The following is a 12,898-nucleotide window of genomic DNA, read 5'->3' on the forward strand; positions in this document are numbered from 1 at the left end:
CGAGGCGTCCATAGGCCGGGATCAGGGCCGGGAAGGCGTCATGGGAGGCGCATCCAGACCAGGCCGTTGGGCTCCCGCTGGAAGCCCGCCTGCTGGAGGACGGCGGCCACCGGCTGGTCCAGGATGGGGGCGTCGCCCCACCACCCGACCCGCACCCGCTGCAGCCCCACCCGGGGGAGCTGGGCGACCAGGGCGCCCAAGGCGTCCCGCTGCCCGGCCTCGCCCAGCCCCTCCCAGGCCTCCAGAGGGGTGAGCCGCTGGGGGCCCACCTCCAGGACCAGGACGGGACGAGGGCCCTGGAAGAGCACCCAGACTCCCGGCCGGCGGGGAATGGCCGGCGGGTGGGAGGGGTGAGGATCCCCACTGGAACGGCGCAGGGTGGGCCAGAGGTTGGCCGGGTCGAGGGCGGCCAGGAGCCGGAACGTGCCGGCTGTCTCCGGGTCGGGCCGATCCCGCAAGAGCTCCACCCCTTCGGGCAGCCCGAACTGGAGCCCGCTCAGCCCCCGGACGAAGAGGCCCCGGCGGACCTCGCCTACCGCCTCCAGGTAGAGGAGCGCCTCCACCACCTCGTCCCAGCGGCCCAGGGGGGCCAGGTCGAAGAGCTCCCGGGTGACCAGCCCGTACCGCTCCAGGAGGAGCCGGGCCACGGTCAGGGCTTGGGGGCGCGGGCTTTCGTCCTCGGCCCCTCCCGACGGGGAGGGTGGGACAGCGAAGGGGGTCCCCAGGGTCCCGCCTGGGGGCATCCTTTCCGGGCCCGCCACTGGCGCCCCCGGCAGCAGGCTCCAGCGGCCCGCGGCCAGGGCCCGCCGGCGGCGCTGGTCCCGGCCCAGCCGTTGCCGGATGCGGCGGCGGGCCGCCAGCCGGGCGGAACGCCGGCCCGGGAGGCCGGGCCAGGGGGAGGGCAGCCCCGAGGCGGGCGCCGGTGGCGCTGCGGGGGCCGGCCCCTCCTGGCCCGGCGGCGCCTCCTCCCAGAGCCGGAGGGCCTCCAGGCTGTCGTGGGTCACCCAGCCCTGGCGGGCCAGGGTCCAAAGGGCCGCCTCCAGCCGCTCGGGACTGGTCCCCGGCAGGCGTTCCAGGAACTCATCCCAAAAGAGGGCCCCCCGGGCCTCGAGGAGAGCCAGTACCTGGCCTTCCAGGCCGCCGGCAGGCGGGGCCGGCCAGGCCCAGACCCCCGCCACCTCCCGCCAGCGATCCCGCTCGAAGAGGGCGCAGGCGGGCAGGCCGCCCACCTCACCGCCCACCCAGAGCCAGTGCCCCGAGCGGAGGAGGTACTCCAGCCCGGCCCGGAGGAGGCCCGGGGGAAAGGCCGGCAGGCGGGCCCCGAGGACCGCCTCCCAGAGGGATGGGGAGAGAAGCCACCCTCGGAGGGGGACCAGGGCGGCCTCGAGATCCTCCTCCAGGGCCGCGGGCGAGGCCTCAGCAAGGGAGGCTGTCCTTCGAGACCCTTCCTCGCCGGGCCCCACCCCTTGCCACCGGAGGGCCAGGACCTGAACCTGCTCGAGGGGCACGGGTTCCACGGCCCGGCGGGCCGCGGCTAGGCTCTCCCAGTGGATCCGCCGGAGGAGCTGGGCCGCGCACCACTCCTCGCCCTCGATCCCTTCCCGGAAAGCGCCCCGCACCAGCGTGCCCTCCCCCTCCAGGTCCGCCAGAAGCTCGGCCAGCCAGGCCCCCTGGCCCAGGTGCGCGGCGGCCTCCTCCAAGGTGAAGGGGCCCTGGTGGGCGGCGTACCGTTCCGCCAGCACCCGCCGCAGGGCCGGGCCCGGGTTGGTGGCGGGCAGCCTCTCCAACAAGGCCGCCGGCACCCAGGCCTGGGCCCGCCCGGGAACCCAGGGGGCCAGCTCCGGCGGTAGGGGCCGGGCGAGCCCCGCCTCTTCCAGTTGAGCCAGGAAGCGGCCGGCATCGCTTTCGCAGCGGGCCTGGGCCTCGGCGAGGGTGAGGGCGCCCAGCCGTTCCAGCAGGTCCAGAAGCTGGGAGGGGGTGGTGGCCCGGCGGCCCGGCGCCGTCCCCTGGAGCTCGGCCCGGATCTGCTCGATCACCTCCCGGTCCAAGAGCTCCCGCAGCACCTGGGAGCCCAGGGCCTCCCGGAGGGCCTGCTGGGAGAGCTGGAGAAGCTGGGCCCGCCGTTCCGCCCGGGGGCTGTCGGTGTGGTAGACGTAGTCTCCCAGGAAACGGAAGACCAGGCCGGCGGCGAAGGGCGAGGGCGCGGGGCGCTGGACCACCTCCAGACGCCGCCGGCCCGCCTTCACATCCTCCAGGACGCTCCTGAGGCCGGGCACGTCCAGCGCCTCGTGCCAGAGCTCCCGCAAAGCCTCCACCACCAGGGGGAAGTCGGGCTCGGCGCGGAAGGCCTCCAGGAGGTCGCTCGCCCGGAGCCGCTGCTGCCACAGGGGCCGGCGGCGGAGGGCGGTGGAGCGGGGAATGAGGAGGGCCCGGGCGGCGGCGTGGCGGAAGAGGACGGCAAAGAGCGGGCTGCCCGTCGCCTCCTCGCTGATGAGGGCCTCCAGGTCGGGGAGGAGGTCGAGGTCCGCCAGGGCCAGGGGCGCCTCACCCCAGCCGGGGAACCGGAGGAGGAGGCCCTCGTCGGCCACCACCCCCTCCACCTGCAGGCCCAGAACCTCCCGGGCCCGGGCCTGGAAGGCGAGGAGCCAGGCCCGGTTGAGCCGGGCGCCGAAAGGCGCGTGGAGGACCGCCCGCCAGTCGCCCACCTCGTCGGGGAAAAACTCCAGGAGAAGGCGCTGGTGGGTGGGGAGGAAGCCTGTGGCCGCCCGCTGCCGCCGGGCCAAGGCCACCAGGAGGCGGGCCGCCTGCTCGTCGGCGGGGTAGTGCTCCTGGAGCCAGGCGACGGCTGCCCGTTCCGCCTCCGGCCCCGGCAGGTGAGCCGTCCCTTCCAGCCGCCGGGCGAGGGCCTCCAGGAGCTGGCCCACCTGCTCGCCCGTCTCCCGGCTCCGGCCCACCGGATCCCCCCGCCAGAAGGGGAGCCGGGGGACCCGGCCCGGGGCGGGGGAGACCACCACCCGGTCGGGGCCGATCTGGTCCACCTGCCAGGTGGTGTTCCCCAGGACGAAGACATCCCCCACCCGGCTTTCGAAGACGAACTCCTCATCCAGCTCGCCCACCAGGCGCCGGTCGTGGGTGACCGCCTGGTAGAGCCCCCGGTCGGGGATGGTGCCCCCCTGGGTGGCCACCGCCATACGGGTGCCGGGGAGCCCCTCGATCCGCCCTTCGATCCGATTCCACTCGATCCGGGGCTTGAGCCGGCCCAGCACGGGGTGGCTGTAGCCGCCGGCGAGAAGCTTCAACACCGAGCGGAAGGCGGCCCGGCTCAGGTGCCGGTAGGGGTAGGCCCGGCGGATGAGGCGGAAGAGGCGCTCTTCCTCCCAGCCCTCCTCGGGGCCGGCGGCAGCCATGGCGGCCACCTGCTGGGCCAGGACGTCGAGGCAGTTCTCTGGGACCCGGGTCTCCTCCACCGCCCCCTCCCGGGCCGCCTGGGCGACGGCCACCGCCTCCACCAAATCCAGGGGGGTCTTGGCCAGGATTCGTCCCTTGGAGGTCTGGGTGAGGAGGTGGCCCGCCCGGCCCACCCGCTGGAGGGTGGCGGCGACGCTCTTGGGCGACTCCACCTGGATGACCAGATCCACCGCCCCCACGTCGATCCCCAGCTCGAGGGTGCTGGTGGCCACCAGGCCCCGGAGGCGGCCCGCCTTGAGATCGGCCTCCACCTGCTCCCGGACCTCCCGGGAGAGGCTCCCGTGGTGGCTCCGGACCAGGGGCTCGCCCGCCAGCTCGTTCAGCTCCCGGGTGAGCCGCTCCGCCTGGCCCCGGTTCTGGACGAAGACGATGGTGGAGCGGTGGCTCCGGATCAGCTCCACGATGCGCGCCGCCAGCACCGGCCAGGTGGGGGGCCGGCCCAGGGCCTCCTGGGACCGGCGGAAGGGATCCGCCGGCGCCTCCACCAGGAGGTCCAGCCCCTTTCCTGAGCCCGCCCCGGCCGGCGGCCCAGCATCCACGATGGTGACGGGCCGGTCCCCACCCAAGAAGGCGGCGATCCGCTCCAGGGGCCGCTGGGTGGCCGAAAGGCCGACCCGTTGGATGGAGTGACCGGCCCAAGCTTCCAGCCACTCCAGGGTGAGGGCCAGCTGGACCCCCCGCTTGCTCCCCGCCAGCTGGTGGATCTCGTCGACGATGACGGCCCGGACGGTCTTGAGCATCTCCCGGGCCCGGGGCGCGAGCAGGAGGAGCAGGAGGGATTCGGGGGTGGTGATGAGGATCTGGGGCGGGCGGCGGACCATGGCCCGGCGGGCCGACGGCGGGGTGTCGCCGGTGCGGACGGCCCGGGTGGGGGCCTGGGCAGGCAGTCCCTGGGCCCGGGCCAGGGCGGCGATCCCCTCCAAGGGCTCCTCCAGGTTCCGGTGGATGTCGTTGTCCAGAGCTTTCAGGGGCGAGACGTAGAGCAGGTGGACCCCGGTCTCGACGGGGCTCCCCTCGGAGGCTCCCGGGCCCGGCGGCTCCCACATCCGGCGGAAGAGCCGATCGAGGAAGACGAAGAAGGCGGCCAGGGTCTTGCCCGACCCGGTGGGGGCCAGAAGGAGGGTGTGCTCACCCCGGGCGATGACGGGCCACGCGGCCCGCTGGGGCGGGGAGGGCCGGCCGTAGCGGCGGCGGAACCAGTCCTGCACGATGGGGTGGAAAAGCTCCAGGCCCTCCGCGGGAGCCGCTGATCCGCCCGTTGCCGGCGGATTGGGACTGGATCGGTCGACGGACATGGCTCATGCCACCCTCCTCGGGCCTGGCCTCGGCTTGTGCTTCCTCCCGAGAACCACCTTCCGCGCCACGGGAGGAGGCGTCTCCCAAGTGGTGAAAAGACTCACTTAAGTTCACCATCTGCTCATCCACCAAGGGCTTTCGCCCACAAGGGAAAGGAGACTCCCTCGCGATGCGTCGATGCCGGCGCTGGCTGGCCCTCGCGCTCGTGGTGAGCGGGCTCTGGCCAGCCGCGGTCGCCGCCCTGGACGGGACCGGGCCGGTGGTGGAGGTGGCCAGCGACCGCCTCCCCAACGGTCTCGAGCTCTACGTCTATGAAGACCATACCGCCCCCGTGGTCTCTGTCAACCTCTGGTACCGGGTGGGCTCCCGGGACGAGCCCATCGGGCGCCGGGGCATGGCCCACCTCTTGGAGCACATGATGTTCAAAGGCTCCCAGCGGGTGGGGCCGGAAGAGCACGCCCGGATCATCGACCAGGTGGGGGGCGAGATGAACGCCTTCACCTCCGCGGACGCGACCGTCTACTGGAACAAGGTTCCCGCGCCCTACCTGGAGCTGGTCTTCGAGCTGGAAGCCGAGCGGATGGCCAACCTGGTCCTCACCGAGGCGCACCTCCAGACGGAGCGGGAGGTCGTCAAGGAAGAGTTCCGCCTGGGCCTGGAGAACAACCCCCTGAGCCTGGCCTTCGAGCGGTTCCAGGCGGTGGCCCTCGCGGGGACGCCCTACGCCTGGACCCCCCACGGCTTCCTGGAGGAGCTGGACGCCATCACCGTCCAAGACCTGGAGGCGTTCTACCGGACGTACTACGTGCCCAACAATGCTGTCTTGGTGGTGGCCGGCGACACCGACCTGGCCACCGTCCGCCGCCTGGCGGAGAAGCACTTCGGGCCCATCCCGCCGGGCCCGGTGCCGGAGCGGGCCCCGGTGACGCCCCAGCCGGCGGGGGAGACCCGGCGGGAGACCATCACCTTCCCCGTGCAGCTGCCCGTGGTCCTGGGCGGCTACGTGATCCCCGGCGTGCGCTCCGCCGACATGGAAGCCCTCCAGGCCACGGGGCTGATCCTTTCGGGCGGCGAGAGCGCCCGGATGTACCGGTCCCTGGTGCGGGAGCAGCAGGTGGTGTTGGCCGCCCTGGGCCTCGCCCAGCAGTATGAGGAGGCGGGGCTCTTCCTGCTCGCGGGGCTCTACCTGCCGCCGGTCCAGTCGGAGGCGGTGGCGGCCGCGCTGGTGGCGGAGGTGGAGCGCCTGGCCGAGGGCGTCAGCGACGAGGAGCTCCAGCGGGTGAAGAACCAGCTGGTGGCCACCTACGTCTTCGCGCTGGACACGTTGGATGGGGTGGCCAACGCCATCGGCTCGGCAGTGGTCCTGGAAGGCGGCCTGGAGAAGTTCACCCGGGGTTTGGACCCCTACCTTGCCCTCACCTCCGACGACATCGTCCGGGTGACCCAGACCTACCTGACGCCGGACCGGCTCACCCTGGTGGATGTGGTGCCCGCGCCGCCCGCCGCTCTTGAGGAAGGAGGGGCCAGCTGATGACCCGCCAGCGCCCGATCGCCCTCCGGTGCCTGCCCGCCGCCCTGGCTGGAATCCTGGCGCTGCTCCTGGCCGCCCCCAGCGTCTGGGCTGCCGGGGCGATCCAGGTTCCGCTCATCACCGAACCCCAGCCCATCGCCGTCCCACCCGTCACCCACGAGACCTTGGCCAACGGGCTCCAGGTCTGGGTGGTGGAGCGGCACGAGCAGCCCATCGCCCTCTTCACCCTGGTCCTGCCCCGGGGGAAGCTGGCCGACCCACCGGGCAAGGAGGGGCTGGCCGCCTTCACCGCCGCCCTCCTCAAGCAGGGGACGACGAGCCGGACGGCGGAGGAGATTGCGGAGGCCATTGAGTTCGTGGGGGGGAGCCTCACCAGCTCGGCCGGGACGGAGAACACGGTGATCTCGGCTCAGGTGGTGGCCAAGGACGCGGCCCTCGCCCTGGAGCTGATGGCCGACGTGGTCCTCAACCCCACCTTTCCCGAGGCGGAGGTGGCCCTTCTCCGCCAACAGTTCATCGGCGCCGTCCGCCAGCAGAAGGATGATCCCTTGGCCCTGGCCAGCGTCCATGCGGCCGCCTTCTTCTACGGGGCAGGCCACCGGCTGGGCCGGCCGGAGACGGAAGAGTCCTACACCGCCATGACCCGGGACGACATCGTCGCCTTCCACCGGGATCACTATGGTCCCCGGGAGGCCATCTTCCTGGCCGTGGGCGATCTGGATCCCCAGTGGGTGGTGCAGGAGGTGGAGCGGCTCTTCGGGAGCTGGCAGGGACCGGCCGCGCCCCCGCCGGAGATCCAGCCCGTGCCCCGGCTGGAGGCCAGCCGGGTCCGCTGGGTGGCCCGGCCGGGCCAGACCCAGGTGCAGGTCCGCCTCCGGCAGAACGGGCCCGCCCGGACCGCGGAGGAGTGGGTCGCCCTCCAGGTGGCCAACCAGATCCTGGGCAGCGGCGGCTTCGCCTCCCGGCTGATGCAGGCCATCCGGAGCGACCTGGGCCAAACCTACGGGATCTGGAGCCAGTACACCACCTACCGCTTCCCCGGGGCCTGGGAGCTGGCCACCTTCACCCGGAACGAGAGCCTCTGGGCCACCCTGGAGGCGATCCACACGGAACTGCGCCGCTTTGCCGAGGAGGGCGTCACCGAGGAGGAGCTGGCCAAGGCCAAGAGCCAGCTCTTGGGCCGGTTCCCCCTCCAGCTGGAGACCCTGGCGGGGACCGCCGCCTTGGTCACCGACGCCATCCTGGATCACGGCAGCCTGGACCCCATCACCGACGTGCCGGAGCAGGTGGCCGCCCTGACCCTGGCTGACGTGAACGGGGCCATCCGGGCTCATCTGGACCCCGAGCGCTTCGCGGTGGTCCTGCTGGGCGATCCGGCCGTGCTGGAGACGGCCCCCGGGCCCATCTTCGGCGTGCCCCGGGAGCAGGTGGAGATCGTGGATTGGACCGCGCCCGTCCGGGGGTATCGCCCGGGCGACCGGTGACGCCGGGCGGGTGGGCCCGGGGTGGCGGGAGGACCTGCCGCCCAGCCCGTGCCCAACCGACCTTCCAAGACGGATGGAGGCCCGGCCTGACTGCCGGGCCTCACCCTTTTGGTCCGGGACGGCACCGACTGGTCACCTGGTCGGCCCCGGCGCCGGAAACCCTTTCCGGCAGGGGGCGGTCGTTCCCAGGTGAAACCACTGGCACGAGTGGAGCCAGGTGTCAGGGCGAGGCCTCGGAAGGGGAGAAGCCTTCTGGCACCGGGAGGGGGCGATCCCATGGTACAGCGACCTGAGGCCAAGGGGGGCCCGGGGCTTCGGCAGGCCGCATGGGCTGGCCGCTGGCGGCAAGCGGTGCTGGGGGTGCTGTTGGGGCTCTTGGTGGCACTGCCGGCCGCGGCGCAGGTGGACGGGCTCCTCTCCGAGGGGAGCAGGACCGTCGAAGGCCCGGTGGTCGCCCTCTTCCCGCTGCAGGTGCTCAATCAGACCCCGGCCGACTCGGAGGACCTTCGGCTCTTAGCCGAGGCTTTGCCCGACGCGCTGGCCGCCCGGTTGGTCCAGTCGGGGCAGTTCCGCCCCCTGACCGGTGTCCGGCTCCAACGCCATCTGGGGGCCGCGGGGATCCCAGCCGCCGACGGCGACGCCACCGCGGAAGGAATGCGGGCCTGGCTTCAGGAGGCGGCGGAAGGTCTCTTGGAGCAGGGCCAGGTCCAGGAGGCGGTGCTGGGGCGGCTGATGGCGGTGCAAGGCGGCTTGGTGGCGGTGGTGGAACGGTACCAGCTGAGCCGCAGGCCGGCGCCCACCGCTCAGCTGGTCGGCTCGGCCGTGGCGGTGGCCGACAAGGCCCCGGCCATGCTGGAGAAGGCAGCCGACCTGCTCCGCCAGCTCTACCCGCCCGAGACGGAGGTGGTGCCCCGCGCCGTGGAGCGGCTGGTGGTCCTGCCTTCGGCCCTCCGGCTACCCATCGGCCAGAGCCACAAGCTGAACGTCCTCGCCTTTGACCAGGACGGGACCCTCCTGCCCAACGTCACCCTGGTCTTCCAGTCGGGGGATGAAGGTCGGGTCGCCGTCTCCTCCGACGGCGTGGTGACCGCCTTGGCGCCTGGCGAGGCGACGGTCCAGGTCCAGGCCTTAGGCCGGCCCACCACGGCCGGGGCCGCCTCGGTCACCGTGCAGGTGCTGGCGCCCACCCTGGGTTTTCGGGGCGGGGCGACGGTGGCGGGCACGGCCGGGCAGGCGGAGAACCCGTTGGTCTTCGGTCTGCGGCTTACCCCCAGCGCCGCCTTCCAGACCACCGCCCAACGGGTCGACCTCAGCCGGGGGCTGGAGAACCCCCTCACCTTCCTGACCGGCTTCTTCAGCTCCCTCTTGGGCGGCGGCCGCGTCACCCTCGATCTGGACGCCCGGCCCAGCCAGGACCTGACGGTGATGTTGGAGGCCATGCAGCGGAGCAGCAGCGGTTACTTCGGCACGGGGGTGGGCTTGGTGGCGCCCCTGCGGCAGGGCATCGAATCGGGGCTGGCGGTCCGGCTCACCCTGGGGACGCAGATGAGCTGGTTCCGGGGCCACCGCTTCACCATCCCCGTGGAGCTCAACGCGGACCTGATCTTCCGCCGGGGCGAGGAGGCCGCCACCGAGGCCCGGCTGGCCCTGGTGACGGGGATCGATCTCTTTCAGTGAGGAGGCTGGCGGTGTGGCGCAACCCCTTCGAATCGCCGTCGGGTCCACCAACCCCACCAAGGTGGAGGCGGCCCGGGCCGTGGTCCGGGCCTACTTCCCCGGGGCGGAGGTCCTGCCGGTGGAAGTGGCCAGCGGGGTCCGCAACCAGCCCCTGAGCCAGGGGGAGACGGTGGCAGGGGCCCGGAATCGGGCCCGCCGGGCGCTGGAGGCGACGGACGCCGCCATCGGTCTTGGGATGGAGGCGGGCGTGGCTCTGGAAGGGGCGAGGGCCTTTCTCGTGGGGTGGTGTGTCGCCCTGGATGGGGCCGGACGGGAGGGGGCTGGCTGCGGGCTGGTGATCCCCCTCCCCCCGGACGTGACGGCCTGGCTCCGGGAAGGCCGGGAGCTGGGCCAGGTGATGGCCGAACGGAGCGGCAACCCCCAGATCGGCCGAGAAGGGGGGACGGTCGCCCTCCTCACCCGGGGCTACGTCACCCGCCGGCAGACCTGGGAGCTGGCCTGTGCCTACGCGCTCTCCCCCTTCCTGGAGGGTGACCGCGCCTGAGGCGGAGCGCGCCGGCGTGGGAGGGCTCAGAGCTGGAGCAGGGCCCGGGCGGTGAAGAAGTAGAGGAGCAGGCTGATCACGTCGCCGACGGAGGTGATGAAGGGCGCGGAGGCGACGGCCGGGTCGATCCGGAGGAGCCGGAGGACGAAGGGCAGCGCCGCGCCCACCAGCCCCGAGGCGACCACCGTCGCCGCCAGGGCCATGGCCACCGCCAGCCCCAGGAAGCTCTCGCCCGTCCGCAGGTAGGCCATCACCCAGGCCACCAGGCCCAAGGCCACGCCCAAGATGAGCCCCGTGACCAGCTCGCCTCGCAGGGCCCGCCAGACCTCCCGACCCGACAGCTCGCCCGTGGCCAGGGCCCGCACCGTCACCGTGGCCGTCTGGGCGCCGGTGTTCCCGCCGGTGGCCATGATCACGGGAATGAAGAAGGTGAGGGCGATGGCCGCCTGCAGGGTGCTCTCAAAGCTGGCGATGATCAGCCCCGAAACAGAGTTGAAGAGCAAGAGCCCCAAGAGCCACGGGAGCCGCCGGGCCACCCGCTGGAAGGGCCTCAGGCCGTAGTAGCGGTCGGCCCGGGAGCCGCTCTCGGGGGTCATGGCCGCGAAGCGGTGGAAGTCCTCGGCCGCCTCCTCCTCCAGCACGTCCATGGCGTCGTCCACGGTAATGACGCCCACCAGCCGCCCCTCCCGGTCGACCACGGGCAGGGCCAGCAGGTCGTACTCGGAGATGATGCGGGCTGCTTCTTCCCGGTCCGTATCGGTCCGGACGCTGATCACGTCGTGGACGGCCAGCTCCCCCACCGGCCGGTGGGGATCGGCCAGCACCAGGTCCCGCAGGGAGACGACGCCCCGCAGATGGCGACCTGAGTCGGTGATGTAGATGTTGTAGATGGTCTCCTTCCCCAACCCCACCCGGCGGATCTTCTCCAGGGCCTGGCCGGCCGTCAAGTTCTCCTGGATGCTGACGTACTCGGGCGTCATCAACCGGCCCGCCGAGTTGGGCGCGTAGCCCAGGAGGAGGGTGGCGATCTCCCGCTCCTCGGGTGAGAGTTGGGCGAGGAAGCGCTTGGCCACCTTGGCCGGCATCTCATCCAAGAGCCGCGTCCGGTCGTCGGGCGACATCTCCTCCAGGATCTGGACCACTTCGTGATCGTGCAGGCTGGCCAGAAGTTCTTGCTGCTTGTCCCCTTCCAGGTACTCGAAGACCTCGATGGCCCGGTCCTTCTCCAGGAGGCGGAAGACCACCGCCCGGCTGGTGGGAGGGAGCTCCTCCAAGAGATCCGCGGCGTCGTGGGTGGAGAGGCCCTGCAGGTGGCTCTTGATCTGGGGAAAGGCCCGGTCAGCGACCAGTTGGAGCAGGTCTTGGGAGATGGGGCTCATGGCACACCCTCCTCGAGCGGCCGGCCGGCCGACCTGGAGGGATTAGGCCACGAACCGCCTCCCGGCTCGAAGAGGCCGGTGGGCAAGGGCGCAGCAGGCTCCAGGGGCCGGGCGGCCGCGCATGATCATCCGACGTCCGCGTGAAGGTTCCAAGGTCGGGAACGACCGCCTGAACGGCTCGCCCCGTCTCGGACTCGGTCCCTGTTCCATGGTGCCCTCACCCCCTCCGGTGCCACAGGCGTTCATGACGAATCAGGTGCCGGTCCGATTGTACACCTTCCGTTTCCGCCACGCAATCAGCCTCAAGGGCCGGAGGCCGACGGGAAGCCTCGGACGGCGAGCCGGCGGAACCCGTGGAAAGGGTTTCCATCCCCCGGCGGTGGGTCACCTGGCCGGCAAAGCGGCGGTGGCCGGCCGCCCGTGGTTTGGGCTCCAGTGGAGCTTCTGATGACCCTTCTGAGGTCACCCCCTTGGTCCCGCCCATAGACTGTCGCAGGCTGGGTCGTAGGGCGACCTGGTACCGACGGACGGGTGGGATGCCTGGGTGGAACGGCAGAAGGCCAACGGGCTGGCCAGGGGTGGGGAAGCGGGGCCGGGCGGTGCCCGGTGGGCGTGGGACGGGGTGGTGGAAGCGCCCCTGCCGGGCAGGCTGGCCAAGCCTCGGCAGGTGGGGCTCACCATGGTGCTGGACAAGGGGACGCCCCTCGCCGCCTTGGAGGGGTGGCTGGCCATGGCCGCCCCCTTTGTTGATCTCTGGAAGCTGGGTTTCGGCACCTCGGCCCTCCTCAGCCAGGAGGCCCTGGCCCGGCGGGTCAGCCTGGCCCGCCGGTATGGGGTGGAGGTCTACCCCGGTGGCACCCTCCTGGAGGTGGCCGTCTACCAGGATCGGCTGGAGGCGTGGATTGAGCGGGCCTTGGCCGTGGACTTGGCCGTCGCGGAGGTCTCCGACGGCACCATCCCCTTGCCTCTCTCCCGCCGGGCTCAGGTGGTGGCCCGGTTGACGGAGGCGGGGTTCACCGTCATCACCGAGGTGGGGAAGAAGCACCCCGCAGACCGCCCCTCACCGGCGCTGATGGCTGAGCTGGTCCGGGCCGACCTGGAGGCAGGCGCGGCGTGGGTGATCATCGAAGGGCGAGAGACCGGCCAAGGGGTGGGGGTGTACCGGGAGGATGGATCCCTGGATCCGGCGTTGGTGGAAGGGCTGGTGGCCGCCGCCGGGGGGCCCGAACGCCTCCTGTGGGAAGCGCCCCAGAAGGGGCAGCAACAGGCCCTGATCGAGCGGTTCGGCCCCAACGTCAACCTGGGGAACGTGCCCCCGGGAGAGCTCTTGGCCCTGGAAGCCCTGCGGGTGGGCCTGCGGGGGGATACCTTGCGGCCGGTGGTGCGGGCCACCTAGCCCTCACCCCCGGCCGCCTCACCTCAGCTCCGAAGGACCCGTGACTCCTCCTACCGTCCCGTCACGGTTCCAGCAGCCGCTCCAGCTCCTGGACCAGCTCGTGGAAGGCTTGGATCGCCTGGC

General features: G+C 72.5%; 7 protein-coding genes. 5 read left to right on the top strand and 2 right to left on the bottom strand.

The window, feature by feature from the left end; all coding sequences use genetic code 11:
* Nucleotides 1-38: 38 nt before the first annotated feature.
* Nucleotides 39-4,763 carry a DEAD/DEAH box helicase gene (locus FWJ67_RS06145; protein ID WP_414482637.1) on the bottom strand — a complete coding sequence of 1,575 codons (4,725 nt, stop codon included), beginning with the start codon at nt 4,761-4,763 and terminating at the stop codon, nt 39-41.
* A gap of 170 nt (nt 4,764-4,933) precedes the next feature.
* Between FWJ67_RS06145 and FWJ67_RS06150 the strand changes: the two genes are divergently transcribed.
* The 4 genes from FWJ67_RS06150 (at nt 4,934) to yjjX (ending at nt 10,000) form a co-directional block, all read left to right on the top strand.
* The gene (locus FWJ67_RS06150) at nt 4,934-6,295 is read left to right on the top strand and encodes a M16 family metallopeptidase (RefSeq protein ID WP_304171842.1); all 1,362 of its coding nucleotides are present in this window, start codon (nt 4,934-4,936) and stop codon (nt 6,293-6,295) included.
* The gene (locus FWJ67_RS06155) at nt 6,295-7,779 is read left to right on the top strand and encodes a M16 family metallopeptidase (RefSeq protein ID WP_414482271.1); all 1,485 of its coding nucleotides are present in this window, start codon (nt 6,295-6,297) and stop codon (nt 7,777-7,779) included. The genes FWJ67_RS06150 and FWJ67_RS06155 overlap by 1 nt, the downstream gene beginning before the upstream one ends.
* Nucleotides 7,780-8,055: 276 nt before the next feature.
* On the top strand, nt 8,056-9,456 hold the full coding sequence (locus tag FWJ67_RS06160; RefSeq protein ID WP_304171840.1) for an Ig-like domain-containing protein: 1,401 nt from the start codon (nt 8,056-8,058) through the stop codon (nt 9,454-9,456).
* A gap of 13 nt (nt 9,457-9,469) precedes the next feature.
* Nucleotides 9,470-10,000, top strand: a complete 531-nt coding sequence (gene yjjX, locus FWJ67_RS06165; RefSeq protein WP_414482638.1) for an inosine/xanthosine triphosphatase — start codon at nt 9,470-9,472, stop codon at nt 9,998-10,000.
* Nucleotides 10,001-10,026: 26 nt separating this feature from the next.
* On the opposite strand, the gene mgtE is transcribed toward yjjX, so the two are convergent.
* Nucleotides 10,027-11,379: a magnesium transporter gene (mgtE, locus tag FWJ67_RS06170; protein ID WP_414482639.1), complete on the bottom strand. Its 1,353-nt coding sequence runs from the start codon at nt 11,377-11,379 to the stop codon at nt 10,027-10,029.
* 544 nt (nt 11,380-11,923) lie between these two features.
* On the opposite strand from mgtE, the gene FWJ67_RS06175 reads away from it, so the two are divergent.
* A complete protein-coding gene (locus FWJ67_RS06175; protein ID WP_304171834.1) occupies nt 11,924-12,775 on the top strand; it encodes a phosphosulfolactate synthase in 852 nt (283 codons plus the stop codon).
* Nucleotides 12,776-12,898 lie beyond the last annotated feature (123 nt).

Source organism: Limnochorda sp., from assembly GCF_047459355.1.
In the GTDB taxonomy this organism is placed as follows: Bacteria; Bacillota; Limnochordia; order Limnochordales; family Limnochordaceae; genus Limnochorda.